Consider the following 14778-nt stretch of genomic DNA (forward strand, 5'->3'; position numbering starts at 1 on the left):
TGACGCCCGGCACCCGCCAGGTTCTCAAGGGGTCCGCCAGGGCGTGTGCCGGAAGTGCTCAGTGACCGGAGTCTGAAGTTCGGAAGTACTTACGGCAGTTCGCCCGGCTTTCGAGCGCTGCGGTCGGCGAGGTCGGGACGAGCCGCACCGCGGCCGGTGCCGACTCATCTGGAACCGCCCCTCGGCATCGTGCCGAGGGGCGGTTGGCGGGCGAGGGGTCTCGTCTGCGGGCCGGCTCACACCGATGGCTTCCACCCACTTGCCGCTGTCACAGACGCTGTGGTTCCGGGAGGAGTCGTAGAGGCCGACGAAGCGGGCGGAGCCGTGGGCGCCCGCCGCACTGTCGATGGTCTTGTCGAGGGGCTCCAGGACGATCTCCGCGTACGGGGCGCGCTCGTGGAGCACGGTGAGCATCTCGTCGTGGTCCCTGCTCACCTTGTTCAGCCGGGCGGGGATGCCGGCGGCCAGGTCGTCCTTGCACGCACCGGCTGCCGGAGGAGACCTCGTTCAGACCGCCCTCGGCCCTGGGCATGCCGCCGCTGTTGCAGGTGGCGTTGCACGCGAACTCGTCACAGGAAGGCCGGCATTCGGGCATTGCGCATCCGCGATATCCGGCTGCTTTGGATGTCAGTCGCGGTATGCGCGCTCGCGTGTACTTACAACAGGTCGGACAATCGCGTGAATACGAAGAAGGCCCAGACCGTGCCGGTCTGGGCCTCAAGGGAGAATATCCCTGCGATTGCGATCGCGATCGTAGCTGGATTACGCCTTAGCCGTGTCGGCGTCAAGCTCGGCGAAGAAGTCGTCGGCGATTTCCCGGGCCCTCCGCTGGTCCGCGAGCGGCTCGCCGACGATGCGCTCGGCAAGCTGAGTCGCTGTCCTGAACACGTCCTCGCGAAGCGCCGCCTCGGCAACAATCCGATCGGCTTCCAGCTGGGTTCGGGCGGACGCGACGAGTTCGTCGCGCTGTCGCTGGCCTTCTGCTCGAAGCTCCTCAAGGAGGAGGCTTCCCTCCTCGGCCGCAGACTGCCGGACGCGGGCTGCCTCGTGGCGCGCCTCGGCCAGCTCGGCCTGGTACTCGGCGTGAATGCTGCGCGCCTCCGCGGAGAGGGCCTCGGACCGCTCGATGGTTCCCTCGATAGCGTCTTGCCGGGCTTCGAGTACCTTCGTGATTCGCGGCACCAGGAGTCTCGCGAAAGCGAAGAAAACTACCGCGAAGCAGATCACCGCGATGATCAGTTCGTTTACCTTTGGCTCCAGGGGTCCCATGGCGCCATGGTGCCATCCCATTGATGCGGACGACAGCAATCCGGGCTTCGATCCTGGAATTGGGCAACAAAAATTGCACAGTTAAGGCATTGTTGTCAGGATTTGTCCGCCTTCCCTCCCCTGGACGACATTCGATTTGCGAAGACGCCGAGGACGTCGACGTTGGAGAAACGGGTCGCCGCGCCCTTGCTGCAGGCGGTTGGTACACCGCTCGACGGTGTTGCGCTGCTTGTAGGCCTCGCGGTCGAAGTCTGGTGGCCACGCCCGGCGGCACGGGCGAGGTTTGGTTCAATCCGGTGCTGGTCCCGTCGATCCCGGTCGGTGGAAAGCTGGCTCTCACGTGGCTCGGGGGAACCATGGGGCTGAACTCCGGGCTGGGAGCCAGCTACAGGACGTCGAGCGCTACTTCTACACCACCAAATGCGGGGATGACGTTTCATTGTTCTTCATCGGCCTGCATCTTCCACGCTGGCCGCTTCTGAAGCTGCACGGGACCAAAGCCGTCAAGACGTGGTGGGGCGTGGAAGATCTCTCCGGCCCTCCATGGTCGTCTGTCGCCCCTGAACACGTCAGGCGGCGCTGGTGGCTGTCCCAGCGCTTCGGGATCTCGCGTCGCCTCGGCGGATGGGCCGACCCGGTGCTCGCGTACCGACCCGATGAGTGAGTGCCGAGTACGAGATGCTCAGGTATGACCCCGGAACCGAACGGCGCTCCGTCGACAAGCACTCGGGTAAGTGCAGTGACCGATGGAACCACCAGAGTCTTCACGTGGGAGGAAGGCGCACACATCGAGGTCCGCAACCTGGGCGGAGAGATCGTCATCGAGGCCAACGCTGCCGGGCTCAGAACCCTGGCCGGCCACCTCCTCGTACTCGCCCAGGACGGGACACCGGACGGCGCTCATCTCCACCTGGAGGAGAACAACGGACTCGAAGAGGGGTCCGCGAGCCTGGTCCTGGAGCGATGCGACGACGAATGACCCGTGCCAGCCGCGTGCCGGGCCGTCCGCGGCTCAGGCCGGGATCTGCTCAGATCCTGTGCCCCGCGAGTGAGGCTGTGGCCCTGCCTCCCCGTTGAGCCTGCTGGATCCGTTCCGCCTGGAGCCGCGCCAGGGCAAGCATGTCCTGCGGGTCGGCGTGCACAGCTCCTGGAGTTGCTGCTGCCGCCGTCGGGCAACAACGTGGCGCGCCTGCCGGCCCGTTGGGACGCGGGCGGTCAGGAGGCGTTCGTGGCCCAGATGAACGACGCTGCCAAGGACCTCGGGACGACCCGCACGACCTACACCGGTGCGAGCGGGGTCAAGCCCACCACCAGGAGCACCGCCGACGATCAACTCCGGGTCGCCGGGCAGGCCATGAAGGAGCCGGTGCTGCGCGCGGTGGTCGGGCTGTGGAGCACCTGTCCGCTGCACGACGTACGGCCGGTCGGGATCATGCCGTGGACCCGCGCCCTGCGGGCCACCGTCGCCCCTCCGAAGGGACCGCTCGCCGCCGCGGTACGGGCCGAGAGGGAATGTGAGCGCGAGAGGGAACGTGAGCGAGAGATGGACCGTACGACCGCGACCGGCGGCACCGGCCGCTCCCCGTGGCGCTTCGCCGACCCGAGATCCCTGCGCTGGAAGATCGCCGCAGGGGTCGCCGCCGCGGCCTGCGCGATGGCCCTGGGCATCGGCATCCTGGTCCACCGCACCACCGCCACGGCGGCCCGCCCGTCGAGATCACCGTCGACGGCACCTCGATCGTCGTACGCGACCACGGCCCGGGTTTTCCACCCGGCCTGCTCGCCGAAGGTCCGCAGCGCCTCCGCACCGGCGCCGCCGGACGCGGCCCGGGCCACGGTCTGGGCCTGACCATCGCGGCCGGCCAGGCCCAGGTCATCCGGGCCCGCCTCACCTTCGCGAACAGTGCGCCGCACGGCGCGTCGCCGCGCTCGAACTCCCCGCTGATCCGCACCAGGGGCGGCTACCAGGAGAGGGCGTCCTTCGCGTTGTCCTGCCAGTAGGTGACGGTGGCGGTGCTGTTGAAGAAGACACCGCCCTTCGGCAGTTGCAGGGTCTTCTCCTTGTCGATCGCGTCGCCCTTCCGGTCGGCGAAGACCACACCCAAGGTCGTCTCCTTGGCGCCGCCTTCGCCCTCGGGGGTGGACGTCGTGATGCCCGCGTACGCGGACCGGCCGGGCTCAAGGGTCACCACGGCCTGCGGCGTGGTCTCCTCGGCCCACGCGAGCGGGGCCTGGGCGTCGGCGCCGGCCCTCAGGTAGGGGGCGATGTAGGCGTAGCAGGGCCTGGTACCGGTGTTGGTGGCCGTGAGCAGCAGGTGGTTGACCGGGCGGGACACCTCGGTGACGGTCAGCCTGGTGTTCGCCGTGGTGCAGGTGACGACCGAAGGCGCCTTCCCGGTGGCGGCGGAGGCGGTCTGCCCGGTGGCCTGGAAGCCGACGAGCGCGAGGGCGGCGACGGCCATGGAGGAAGCGACCGTGCGGGAGACGGAACGAGCGGCGGTACGCGTGGTGATACGCATGAGTGGACTGCTTTCTCTGGAAGTGCGGGCCCTCGAAGCGGAGTTGCGCGGGCTGTCCGATCACCGTCCGGCGAGGCGCCGAGTCCGGCTGACCGAAGCCTGTGGCCTGCGCCGTTCCGTCCGCCATTCCGCCCGGGAGTTTCGGGATGCTGGAACGTTCGTACCGGCTCTGACCTGCACAAACGCATCTTTCCTGGGACGCCGGACGGAATGGCGGTGGGTGGGGCGGCCGACGGGAGCGCCGCCTGTGGCCCCTCGCCCGGAGGCCCTACGCTGATCCCCGTGAGGCAGGCAGTCGCTGGGAAGGACGATCGGTGATGACGCCCCTGAGCACCGGGGACCCGGAGTCCATAGGCGGGTACACCCTTCTCCGCCGACTCGGGACGGGCGGCATGGGAGTCGTCTATCTGGGAGTCTCCGCCTCGGGACGGCAGGTCGCGGTCAAGCTCGCGCACGGGCCGTACGCCGAGGAAGAGGAGTTCCGCACGCGCTTCCGGCAGGAGGTCGCGGCAGCGCGCAGAGTGAGCGGCGCCTTCACCGCGCCCGTCGTGGACGCCGACCCGGACGCCGACCGGCCATGGATGGCGACGCTCTACGTGCCGGGGCGCAACCTCGCCGAAGTCGTCGAACAGGACGGCCCGTTGAGCCAGGGGGAACTGCGCGCGCTGGGGCTGGGGCTCACCGAGGCGCTGCGCGACATCCACCGGGCGGGCCTGGTGCACCGGGACCTCAAGCCGCGCAACGTCCTGATGACCGAGGACGGTCCGCGCGTCATCGACTTCGGCATATCGCGCGCCGCCGACAACCAGAGCCTCACCACGACCGGGCGGATGATCGGCACTCCGCCCTTCATGTCGCCGGAACAACTGGCCGCTCCCCGGGACGTCACCCCCTCCTCGGACGTGTTCTCGCTGGGGTCGCTGCTGGTGTTCGCGGCCGTCGGCACGGGGCCGTTCGATGCCGACAGCCCGTACATAACCGGCTATCAGGTGGTGCACGGGACCCCCGCCCTCGACGGGGTGCCCGAAGCGCTCCTGGGCATCGTCGAGCGCTGTCTGGACAAGGACCCGGCCGCACGGCCGGACCTGACGGACATCCACCGCATGCTCCAGGCACTGCCGGAGTCCGACGTCACCGTGCCCCCGAAGACCGGTCGGCCCGCGTCCCCCAGAGCCGGGCAGTCCACGTCCCCGAGAGCCGGGCAACCCGCGAAAACCCGGCGCCGCCGGATGCGGATGCTGCTCACCGGCCTCGGCGCAGCGCTGGCCGTCACGGGGCTGTGCGTCGGGGCGGGTGTCCTCCTGTCCGGTCCGGACACCACCACCGCCTCCGGGGCCGCCGCCACGGCCACCGCCCGCACCGCGGCACTGCCCGCCGGCTGGCGGCCGTGGCGCACGGAGCTGCGGTACGACGTGAAGGGTGTCCCCCTCGACTACGACAGCCCCGGCTGCCTGGCGGAGGGAACCGCCCTGTTCTGCGGCGGTACGGGTTTCACGGTCGCCAGGGTCGACGCGGCCTCCGGCCGCACCCTGTGGCGGACCGGCACCCGCCCTCAGGGCGCGCAGCCGATCGGCGTGCGCGACGGGCTGGTCTACGTGTACGAGGATCCGGACGACACGACCAGGCGCGTGGTGGCCCTCGACGCCGCCACCGGGCACCGGCGGTGGCAACGCGACATCGACAAGGCCGCGGACGCGGTCCTGTACGACGGCGGGTTGCTGACCCTGTCCCCCGACGCCTCGTCGTTCGTGGCCTACGGGCCTTCCGGCAAGGAACTGTGGCGGGCGCCCTCGCCGGCCGAGTACTGCACTCCGTCGGCGCTGGGAGGCGGCCCCTATGCGCTGTGCTCGAAGGGCACCGAGCCCGGCCAGGCCCCGGTCGAGCTGATGAGGCCCGGACCCGGCGTCCCGACCGCGGCCGCCACACTGCCCAGGAAGGCGGAAGCGCTCGGCACCGTGGACGGGCAACCCCTGTTCCTCGCCCCCCAGACCGCGAAGGACGTGTACGAAGCCGGGTACGAACGGCCGTACAACGCGCTGCTGCGGGTGGCCTCGACCGGGCAGGTCACACGGATACCGCTGGCACGTCCGCTGACCGGCGCGGCCACCCTGGTGGACGGCGTCGTCTACTTCGTCCGGTCCGACGGATCGGTCACCGCGGTGTCGGCGGACAGCGGCAGACAGCTGTGGCAGAAGGTGACGGACGTGGAGAGCCTGTCCGCACCGGCGGTGTCGGCGACGTACCAGCGGGTCTACTTCGCCAACCGCTTCGGGCGTCTGCTGGCGCTGGACAGCCGCACCGGAGCCGAGGTCTGGCGCACCTCCGCACTGGCCGACCCCGGCGACAGGACGCAGGACTATCCGCCGCGCGTGCTGCTGGTCCAGGACGCGCTCGTGGCGACGGCCGGCGACACGGCCTTCTCCCGAAGCCCGCAGGGGCCCAACTGAACGAGCGGCGTGGTCGGTTCCCCGGGCGCACGCGGGTGTGCCGGCGAGGGCGGTCAGCGCGGTGGCGGCGGCGCAAATGCCACGAATTGATCATGAATGTCACCGAAGACCGGCCCCTCGGCACCACGGAGAGCCGCCCGGCCCCGAACCGGCCGTGCAGGCCGTGTTCCTGCTGCGGTTCACGGTGGCGTTCCTGATGGGGACGGGCACGGCTGCCCCGGACCCGCGCACCTTCGTCACCGGGGCGACCGCCCGGACCCTGGCCACGGTCTACGTGTACGCGATCAACGGCGTACACGACGCCCCCGAGGACCGGCTGAACGGCACGGGCCGCCCCATCGGCAGGGGCGAACCGCCGCCCCACCGCGCGAGGACCGTCGCCCACGCCTGCGCCGCCCCCGCCGTGGCGCTCAAATGGCGCACGTCCACCACTGTCGCCGCCGTCCTGCTGCTCGGCGGGCTGACCTCCGCCGGCTGGACGGCCGCGGGTGGCCGGACGGGCGCCCTGGAAGTGATCGTCTTCGGCGGTGCGCTGACCCCGTGGATGGGCATGGCCGGAGCCCTGGTCCAGGATCTGTCCGACGTACGGGGAGACACCGCGGCCGGGCGGCGTACGGCGCTGGTCCTCCGAGGCGAGCGACGGGCGAGACTCGTCTGCGCGCTCAACCCCGTGGCGCTCGCGCTCGCCTTCCTGACGACCTCCGTCGCCGTCGCGCCGTCGCTGCTCCCCTCCGCCGCCGCGGCCGCCTGCCCTACCGGGCGTTCAGCTGACCCAGTACACCGCCTGCCTGGTCCAGCTCACCACCGAGCTGAGCCGAGGCCGCGACGGGTCCCCCGAACAGAGGCCTCCCGTCGTTACCGAAGCGAGGGGGCCGTTCGGGGGAGTTCGCGGCAGTGGCGCCACCAAGAACGTGACGGATGGCCCATACAAGGGAGAGTTACGGAAATATGCGTGCTTTGTAACGTGAATCCTTTCGTCGATCCGGTCTCGTGTCGGCGGGCCACAGTGTGGGGCCTCGGCGCAGAGCCGGGAACTTCGGATGGCACGCCCGGCCCCGGCCAGGGGTCGGTGTGCACGAGCGTGAGGTGACAGATTCATGTCTGTTTCTCGTACGACGATCCGCCTGATCGCCACCTGTCTGGCGTCGGGCGCCCTCATCGGCGCGGCCGCCATGCCGGCCCTGGCCGCCGGGGGCGGCCACGACCGCGACCACGGAAGGAACTACTCGCACAGTCACAGGGGCGGCCACGACCACGGCGGCCGCTTCGGCGACCGGGGCCGGGGCTGGGACCGGGGCCGGCACCACGGCCGGTACGACGACCGGTACCGGGACCACGACCGGTACCGGGGTCACGAACGCCACCTCGGCCGCCGCTAGCCCACCTCGCCGGAGGGCCGAAGACCGATCCACGCGGTCTTCGGCCCTCCGGCCGTTTTCCGCGCCGTACGGCGGTCACGCGCCCGCGTCCGTCCCGCATGCCGTGCGTGGCAGCCTCGTCGCACAGGGCGGACAGTGGAGTCAGGAGCGTCACGGAATCGAAGGGGTCAGGGGCGTCTGAGGCGTCAGGGGCATCAGGGAATCGAGATGATCATGGATCGCTACCCGCCCATCGCCGATCACGGCCTCGTCGGTGACCTCCAGACCGCTGCTCTGGTGTCGTCCCAGGGGGTCGTCGACTGGTTCGCGGCTCCCCGGTTCGACTCGCCCAGTGTCTTCGCCTCCCTGCTCGACCACGACCGCGGCGGCTACTTCCTGTTCGCCCCGGAGAGCCGGAACACCACCTGCAAGCAGCTCTACTACCCCGACACCGCGGTCCTGGTGACGCGGTTCATGTCGCCCGACGGAGTCGGCGAGGTCTTCGACTGCATGCCGCCGGACCGCACCGGCACCCCCACCGGCCGGCATGTGCTGATACGCGGAGTGCGGGCGGTCCGCGGCACCGTCCGCTTCACCTTGGAGTGCCGTCCGCGCTTCGACTACGGCAGGGCCGCCCACCGTCTCGACCTGCGGGACGGCACCGCCACGTTCCGGGCACCGCACACCGGCGCCTGGCTGCAGAGCACCTTCCCGCTGCGCCGGGACGGCACGGACGTGCGGGGTGAGGTGACGCTGCGGACGGACGAGGTGGCCGCGGCGGTGTTCACCGTCGGCGGGCCCGATGACGATCCCCCGCCGCCGGTCACCGCGGACCGGGCGATGGAGCGGTTCTGGGAGGTGGTGGACTTCTGGCAGGACTGGGTGCGCTCCTCGCGGTACCGCGGCCGGTGGCCCGGGGTGGTGCACCGCTCGGCCATCACGCTCAAGCTGCTCACCTACGCGCCCACCGGTGCGCCCGTCGCCGCCGCGACCATGGGGCTGCCCGAGCAGATCGGGGGTGAACGCAACTGGGACTACCGCTACACCTGGGTCCGCGACGGCTCCCTGTCCGTGCGCGCCCTGCTCGACCTGGGGTTCGCCGAGGAGGCGGCGCGGTTCACACGCTGGCTGGGGGACCGCCTCCAGGCCCGGGAGGGCGCCGACGGCGAGCCGCTGCAGATCATGTACCGCGTCGACGGGGACCCCGAGGTGCCGGAGGAGGTGCTCTCGCACTTCGAGGGCTATCGGGGCTCGTATCCGGTACGGCTGGGGAACGCGGCGGCCGACCAGTTGCAGCTGGACATCTACGGCGAGGCGCTCTACGCCCTGTCGGAGGGGCGCGAGGTCACGATGGGAGGCAGCTACCACGGCTGGAAGAACGTCGCGCGCACGCTGGACTGGCTCGCCGACTCCTGGGACCGCCCCGACGAGGGCATCTGGGAGACCCGCGGCGGGCGCCGGGACTTCACCTTCAGCCGGGTGATGGCGTGGGTGGCCCTCGACCGGGGGCTGCGTATGGCGCGGGAGCACAGCCGCCCGGCGGACGCCCCCCGGTGGACCGCGGCCCGCGACGCGATCCTCGAACAGGTGATGGAGCGTGGCTGGAACGCGCGGGAGCAGGCCCTTGTCCAGCACTACGGCAGCGACGTCCTCGACGCCTCACTGCTGCTGATCCCGCGCGTCGGGTTCCTGGCACCCAGGACGCTGAGCTGGCTGTCGACCCTGGACGCGATGGAGCGCACGCTGGTGTCGGACAGCCTCGTCTACCGCTACGACCCCGCGGCCTCGCCGGACGGTCTGCGGGGCTCCGAAGGCACCTTCAGCCTCTGCACCTTCCTCTACGTGGACGCCCTCGCCCGCGCCGGGCGGATCCGTCCCGCGCGCTACGCCTTCGAGAAGATGCAGACCTACGCCAACCACGTCGGCCTGTTCGCCGAGGAGATCGGCCCCAGCGGCGAGCAGTTGGGCAACTTCCCGCAGGCGTTCACCCATCTGTCGCTGATCATGGCCGCCACCACCCTGGACGACGCCCTCGACCAGCAGGGCGCCTGAGCACCGCGACCCGTTCCGCGGCGAGCGCAGGGCCGAGGGCAGGGCGGCGTAGCCGCCGTCGCGACGAGCAACGGCCCGCCCGCGTCGCCGAGTTCGCGGCCGAGTTCGACGGCGCCCATGCCGAGAGGGCTGCCGGACCGGGGCGTCGGGCAGCCGTCGTCCAGGGCCCGTCCGGCCGCATCTGCCGCACAGACGCGTTCCGCGTCGTCCTCACAGCCGGCGGGGCACATGGCACACTCGGACGACGGCGGCACGGACGCGGCCGTGGAAGTGGAAGTGGAAGTAGAAGCCGAACGGGAGGACGGTGGATCCATGAGTGCCCCTGCACGCGGACGTGGCCCCCGGCGGGCCGGCGCGGTGCGCGAGGCCGTCCTCGGCGTCCGGCACCCCGACCGGCACCCCGTCCGGTAGGACCGGCAGGAACCGGAAGAGGCCGCCCGGAATGCACATCGCCGTCTATGTGCCGCTGCTGCTCTCGCTCGTCGCCCCGCTCGGCGCGCGCCCGCTGGCCGAGCGCTGCGAGCCCCGCCTCGCCACCTGGCTGCTCACGGCCTCGGCCCTCGTCCTCGGCACCGCGAGCACGATATCCCTGGGCCTGCTGGCCGTGACCGGTCTGATCCGCGTCCCGCGCCTCGCGGCCCTGGGCCACTGGTCGGCCGCGACCGCGCAGCACGACGACCCCGCCGCGCTGTCCGTCGCGCTGCTCGCCGGCCTGCTGCTGGGCGGCTCCGTGCTCATGGCCGTCCGGATGCTGTGGCGACGGACCCGGTCGCTGGCCTCCGCCGCGTGGGACGCCGCCTGCATGCCCGCGCGCGACGGCCTGGTCGTCCTGCCCGACGACGCCCCCGACGCCTTCGCCCTGCCCGGACTGCCCGGCCGGGTCGTCGTCTCCACGGGCATGCTGCGCACCCTGAACGAGACCGAACACGACATCCTGCTCGCCCACGAACGCGCCCATCTGGCCGCCCACCACTACGCGTTCGTCACCCTCGCCCAGTTCGGCGCCGCCGCCAACCCGTTCCTGCGCCCGTTCGCGACGGCCGTCAGCTACACGATCGAGCGCTGGGCCGACGAGAGCGCGGCCGCCCAGGCCGGCGACCGCAGGCGGGTCGCCCGTACGGTCGGCAAGGCGGCCCTCGCCGCCCGGCGCACCCCGGCTCCGGCCCGCGCCGCCGGTTCGGCCCTCGGCATCCTCGGCCGCCGCGGCCCGCTCTCCTCCGCGGGCCCGGTCCCCCGCCGCGTCGCCGCCCTCCTGGCCCCGCCGCTACGACGCCACCCGGCCCTCACCGCGGCCACCGCGTCCGTCCTGGCCGCCACGGCCCTCGCCACCGCCGAGGCCACCCACGACCTCCACCTCCTCCTCCACACGGTCGGCGCCTGGTAGAGGCCCGTAAGCCGGCGGCCGGCCGAAAAAGGTGGACCCGCCCGGCCGCCGCGGCCGATCGTGAGCGGTATGGACGATCACCGCGACGCACCCACCACCCCCGCCGGGGCCGTTGAAGCCTCCCAAGCCTCGCAAGCCGCCGAATCCGCCGAAGTCCGCCGTTTCTGGGCCGGGCTCGGTCTTCCCGGGCTGGTCGACGTGCACACGCACTTCATGCCCGAGCGTGTCCTGCACAAGGTCTGGGAGTACTTCGACACGAACGGACCGCTGATCGGCGGGCTGGAGTGGCCCATCACCTACCGGACGCAGGAGCTGGAACGCGCCGCTCTGCTGCGGGAGTTCGGCCTCCGTGCCTTCACCGCGATGCTCTACCCGCACAAGCCCGGCATGGCCCGGTGGCTGAACGGCTGGGCCGCCGACTTCGCCCGCCGCACCCCCGGCTGTCTGCACACCGCGACCCTCTACCCCGAGCCGGGTGTCGAGACGTACGTCCGCGAGGCCGTCGAGGCGGGGGCGCGCGTGTTCAAGGCGCATGTGCAGGTGGGTGGTTACGACCCCGCCGACGAGCTGCTCCGGCCGGCCTGGGGGCTGCTGGCCGAGGCGCGGATCCCGGTGGTCGTCCACTGCGGCTCCGGACCCGCGCCCGGCAAGCACACCGGTCCCGGGCCGATCGCCCGGGTACTGGCGCGGCACCCGGGGCTGCGGCTGGTCGTCGCGCATCTGGGGATGCCCGAGTACGAGGAGTTCCTCGGCCTCGCCGAGCGGTACCACCAGGTGCGGCTGGACACGACGATGGCGTTCACCGACTTCACCGAGGGATTCATGCCGTTTCCCCGCCGCGCGCTGCCCCGGCTCGCCGCACTCGGCGACCGCGTCCTGCTCGGCTCCGACTTCCCGAACCTCCCCTACCCCTACGTCCACCAGCTCCACGCCCTGGAACGCCTGGACCTGGGACGGCAGTGGCTGCGGGCGGTGTGCCACGACAACGCGGCACGGCTCTTCGGACTGTGAACCGGACGCGGCACCGCCACGCACACCACCGCCGTACGCACCCCGCGCTCACAGGGCCCGCACACCCCGCCCGGTCAAGCGGGGGTGTCGCCGGGCGCGCCGTCCTCCCACACCGTGTGGAAGGCCAGGCGCAGGCAGGTCGCGAGGGCTGGGTGCTCGATGAACAGGGTGGTGGTGGATCCGGCGGCCACCGGGTCGGGCATGTCGCACAGGACGAGGGAGGCGTCGGCGATGACGAGCTTCAGCGGCAGGTCGGGGGCGAAGCGGGCCTCTTCCCCGGCGGCGGCGAAGCGCCGCACGTGCTCCATGGTCTCGGGGTCGTCCCGGGCCTCGTCGAGGTAGAGGGCGCGCACGGTGCCGCCCGCCCGGTGGAGCCGGCGCACCACCGCGATGCCCTCCGCGTTCTCGGCGGGGGCGACGAACGGCGGTTTGCAGAAGGTGAGCAGCTCGTGCCGGGCCTGCCGCTGGATGTCGGCGAAGCGTTCGGCGATCGCCTTCGGATCGCGCAGGATCTCGATGTAGTCCAGCGGGTCGGTGAGCTCGCGGCCCTGGGTCCACAGCGGCTGCAGGACCCCGGCCAGCCCCTGCGAGACCCGTTCCAGCCGGTCGACGGACTCGCGCTGCACGGCCATCAGCCGGGCGACGGCCAGTTCGGGCGTGACGGCTGAGTACGTGGCCACGCGCCCGGGACGGGCGGTCACCAACTGGCGTCGTACGAGGGCGTCCAGCACGTCGTACACGCGCTGGCGCGGCACGTCGGCCTCCCGGGCCGCCTCGGCGGCCGTGTAGGAACCACGCCTGATGAGCGCCAGGTAGACCCGTGCCTCGTACCGGGCCAGGCCCAGCGACATCAGGTCGTTGACCGTTGCATCTTCCAGCTCCATGGCTGCACAAGGTACCCGCCGCGGCCGGGGACTTGAGGGCAAGGTTTTACCAACCGCCCCTGTTCTCTTCGGCAAATGTTCCATAGCCTCGTCAACAGCCACCACTGACCGGGGTGGCACGACCGACAGCATGCCCGGAAGCGGGCTCCCCCCACGGCACACCCCCAACGGAAAGCGCTTGTCATGCACTCGCCACCTCGCTGAGGCGGGTGCCCGGCAGCGCCTCCGCCCGCCGTCGCGGGAGCCCATCCATCCCCCCACGGAGGGCAGTTCATTGCATTCGCATCGCAGAAGGAACCCGATACGCCGCGGCATACCCGCCCTGCTGGGCGCAGCAGCCCTGATCACCGGCGGTTTCATCGCCTCGCAGTCGGCGGCCTTCGCGACCACGACCACCTCGTCCGCCACCTCCGCCGCGGCCTCCGCCGCCACCACGGTGCACACCCACCGGCTCTGCTCGCAGCCGAGCAAGCCCGGCTACATGGCCTGTCAGGCAGAGGTCCGCACCGACCTGAAGACGCAGAAGTCGCTCGGTCGCCACGACACCCCCCAGGGCTTCGGACCGGCCGACCTCCAGGCCGCCTACAACCTGCCCAAGGACGGCGGCAAGGACGCGACCGTCGCGATCGTCGACGCCAACGACGACCCGAACGCCGAGAAGGACCTGGCGGCCTACCGCTCCCAGTACGGCCTGCCGGAGTGCAGCACGAGCAACGGCTGCTTCAAGAAGATCGACCAGGACGGCGGCTCCAACTACCCGACGGCGGACGCCGGCTGGGCGGGCGAGATCTCCCTCGACGTCGACATGGTCAGCGCCGCCTGCCCGCAGTGCCACATCATGCTCGTCGAGGCCAAGTCCGCCAACATGGACGACCTCGGCGCGGCCGTGAACCAGGCGGTCAAGCAGGGCGCCAAGTACGTCTCCAACAGCTACGGCGGCGGCGAGGACGCCAGCGACACCAAGGCCGACGACCAGTACTTCAAGCACCCCGGCGTCGCCATCACCGTCAGCTCCGGCGACAGCGGCTACGGCGTCGAGTACCCGGCCGCCTCCCCGTACGTGACCGCCGTCGGCGGCACCTCGCTCAAGAAGGACAGCAGCACCCGCGGCTGGTCCGAGTCGGTGTGGGGCACCTCCGCCGGCGGTGACGGGGCGGGCTCGGGCTGCTCGCAGTACGAGGCCAAGCCGTCCTGGCAGAAGGACTCCGGCTGCGCCAAGCGCAGCGTCGCCGACGTCGCGGCGGTCGCCGACCCGGCCACCGGCCTCGCCGTCTACGACACCTACCAGGCGAGCGGCTGGAACGTGTACGGCGGCACCAGCGCCTCCTCGCCGTTCATCGCCGGCGTCTACGCCCTCGCGGGCACCCCGGGCTCCGGTGACACCCCGGCGTCCTACCCCTACGCCCACCCGGACAAGCTGAACGACGTCACGAGCGGCGCCAACGGGTCCTGCTCGAACTACCTCTGCAAGGCGGGCACGGGCTACGACGGCCCGACCGGCCTCGGCACCCCGAACGGCGTCTCGGCCTTCACCAAGTGACACCCGAGAGCTGAGCATCGGCGGGAAGGGCCCGGCACACATGCCGGGCCCTTCCCGTGCGCCCGGCTCACTTCACGGCGCCCAACTCCACTCGGCGAACGAACCTGCGCCCCGCGTGAGCGCGGGCTCGCCCGGCCGGCCGCGCCACCGAGGTTCGCAGCACATGGACCATCAGGACGATGCACCAGGTCAGCCGGTTCTGCTACTTGATGCACTGCCTGGGGAGGGCAAGGGGTGCGCCACCGATGATGCCGCATGAGATCAGAGGAATCTCCCGGCACCTTGTGCCGGAATCTGGCCACAGGAACCGCACA

11 protein-coding genes and 2 pseudogenes are annotated in these 14778 nt (G+C 71.4%); 9 read left to right on the plus strand and 4 right to left on the minus strand.

The genetic code is table 11. The features are described from left to right. Positions 1-762: 762 nt before the first annotated feature. On the minus strand, positions 763-1269 hold the full coding sequence (locus tag BIV25_RS28265; protein WP_079176945.1) for a F0F1 ATP synthase subunit B: 507 nt from the start codon (positions 1267-1269) through the stop codon (positions 763-765). Positions 1270-2008: 739 nt separating this feature from the next. On the opposite strand from BIV25_RS28265, the gene BIV25_RS28270 reads away from it, so the two are divergent. The 3 genes and pseudogenes from BIV25_RS28270 to BIV25_RS53205 form a co-directional block, all read left to right on the plus strand. Next, positions 2009-2248 carry a hypothetical protein gene (locus BIV25_RS28270; RefSeq protein ID WP_071375265.1) on the plus strand — a complete coding sequence of 80 codons (240 nt, stop codon included), beginning with the start codon at positions 2009-2011 and terminating at the stop codon, positions 2246-2248. A 69-nt stretch (positions 2249-2317) separates the two neighbouring features. Continuing rightward, positions 2318-2620, plus strand: a pseudogene (locus BIV25_RS53200) (hypothetical protein); the annotation flags it as partial. Between the two features lie 338 nt (positions 2621-2958). Then, a pseudogene (locus BIV25_RS53205) lies at positions 2959-3270 on the plus strand (ATP-binding protein); the annotation flags it as partial. Here BIV25_RS53205 and BIV25_RS28280 read toward each other — a convergent pair. After that, the gene (locus BIV25_RS28280) at positions 3231-3788 is read right to left on the minus strand and encodes a DUF4232 domain-containing protein (RefSeq protein WP_071375267.1); all 558 of its coding nucleotides are present in this window, start codon (positions 3786-3788) and stop codon (positions 3231-3233) included. The pseudogene BIV25_RS53205 and the gene BIV25_RS28280 overlap by 40 nt on opposite strands. A 317-nt stretch (positions 3789-4105) precedes the next feature. Between BIV25_RS28280 and BIV25_RS28285 the strand changes: the two genes are divergently transcribed. The 3 genes from BIV25_RS28285 (at position 4106) to BIV25_RS28300 (ending at position 9645) form a co-directional block, all read left to right on the plus strand. Continuing rightward, entirely contained in the window at positions 4106-6235 is a 2130-nt protein-coding gene (locus BIV25_RS28285) for a serine/threonine-protein kinase (RefSeq protein ID WP_071375268.1), read from the plus strand. Between the two features lie 1097 nt (positions 6236-7332). Next, positions 7333-7614: a hypothetical protein gene (locus BIV25_RS51355; protein WP_071375270.1), complete on the plus strand. Its 282-nt coding sequence runs from the start codon at positions 7333-7335 to the stop codon at positions 7612-7614. A 213-nt stretch (positions 7615-7827) separates the two neighbouring features. Next, positions 7828-9645 (plus strand): glycoside hydrolase family 15 protein, encoded by a 1818-nt coding sequence (locus tag BIV25_RS28300; protein WP_071375322.1) that lies wholly within the window; start codon positions 7828-7830, stop codon positions 9643-9645. Between the two features lie 210 nt (positions 9646-9855). Here the strand turns inward: BIV25_RS28300 and BIV25_RS51360 are convergent, their stop codons facing one another. Beyond that, complete coding sequence (locus BIV25_RS51360; RefSeq protein WP_071375271.1) at positions 9856-10095, minus strand: hypothetical protein; 240 nt, start codon at positions 10093-10095, stop codon at positions 9856-9858. Between BIV25_RS51360 and BIV25_RS28310 the strand changes: the two genes are divergently transcribed. Together BIV25_RS28310 and BIV25_RS28315 are read left to right on the plus strand one after the other, a co-directional pair. Beyond that, complete coding sequence (locus BIV25_RS28310) at positions 10088-11029, plus strand: M56 family metallopeptidase (protein ID WP_071375272.1); 942 nt, start codon at positions 10088-10090, stop codon at positions 11027-11029. The genes BIV25_RS51360 and BIV25_RS28310 overlap by 8 nt on opposite strands. 69 nt (positions 11030-11098) lie before the next feature. After that, positions 11099-12040, plus strand: a complete 942-nt coding sequence (locus tag BIV25_RS28315; RefSeq protein ID WP_071375273.1) for an amidohydrolase family protein — start codon at positions 11099-11101, stop codon at positions 12038-12040. Between the two features lie 74 nt (positions 12041-12114). Here the strand turns inward: BIV25_RS28315 and BIV25_RS28320 are convergent, their stop codons facing one another. Beyond that, positions 12115-12924 (minus strand): TrmB family transcriptional regulator, encoded by an 810-nt coding sequence (locus tag BIV25_RS28320; RefSeq protein ID WP_071375274.1) that lies wholly within the window; start codon positions 12922-12924, stop codon positions 12115-12117. Positions 12925-13198: 274 nt separating this feature from the next. Between BIV25_RS28320 and BIV25_RS28325 the strand changes: the two genes are divergently transcribed. Continuing rightward, complete coding sequence (locus tag BIV25_RS28325; protein ID WP_256256136.1) at positions 13199-14464, plus strand: S53 family peptidase; 1266 nt, start codon at positions 13199-13201, stop codon at positions 14462-14464. Positions 14465-14778: the final 314 nt, after the last annotated feature.

This window comes from Streptomyces sp. MUSC 14 (genome assembly GCF_001866675.1).
In the GTDB taxonomy this organism is placed as follows: Bacteria; Actinomycetota; Actinomycetes; order Streptomycetales; family Streptomycetaceae; genus Streptomyces.

Excerpts from the sequence above, each read along its gene's own strand:
- BIV25_RS28315 (WP_071375273.1), top strand. The coding sequence starts at position 11,099 with ATGGACGATCACCGCGACGCACCCACCACCCCCGCCGGGGCCGTTGAA.
- BIV25_RS28300 (WP_071375322.1), top strand. The coding sequence starts at position 7,828 with ATGGATCGCTACCCGCCCATCGCCGATCACGGCCTCGTCGGTGACCTC.
- BIV25_RS28310 (WP_071375272.1), top strand. The coding sequence starts at position 10,088 with ATGCACATCGCCGTCTATGTGCCGCTGCTGCTCTCGCTCGTCGCCCCG.
- BIV25_RS51355 (WP_071375270.1), top strand. The coding sequence starts at position 7,333 with ATGTCTGTTTCTCGTACGACGATCCGCCTGATCGCCACCTGTCTGGCG.
- BIV25_RS28285 (WP_071375268.1), top strand. The coding sequence starts at position 4,106 with ATGACGCCCCTGAGCACCGGGGACCCGGAGTCCATAGGCGGGTACACC.
- BIV25_RS51360 (WP_071375271.1), bottom strand. The coding sequence starts at position 10,095 with ATGTGCATTCCGGGCGGCCTCTTCCGGTTCCTGCCGGTCCTACCGGAC.
- BIV25_RS28280 (WP_071375267.1), bottom strand. The coding sequence starts at position 3,788 with ATGCGTATCACCACGCGTACCGCCGCTCGTTCCGTCTCCCGCACGGTC.
- BIV25_RS28265 (WP_079176945.1), bottom strand. The coding sequence starts at position 1,269 with ATGGGACCCCTGGAGCCAAAGGTAAACGAACTGATCATCGCGGTGATC.
- BIV25_RS28320 (WP_071375274.1), bottom strand. The coding sequence starts at position 12,924 with ATGGAGCTGGAAGATGCAACGGTCAACGACCTGATGTCGCTGGGCCTG.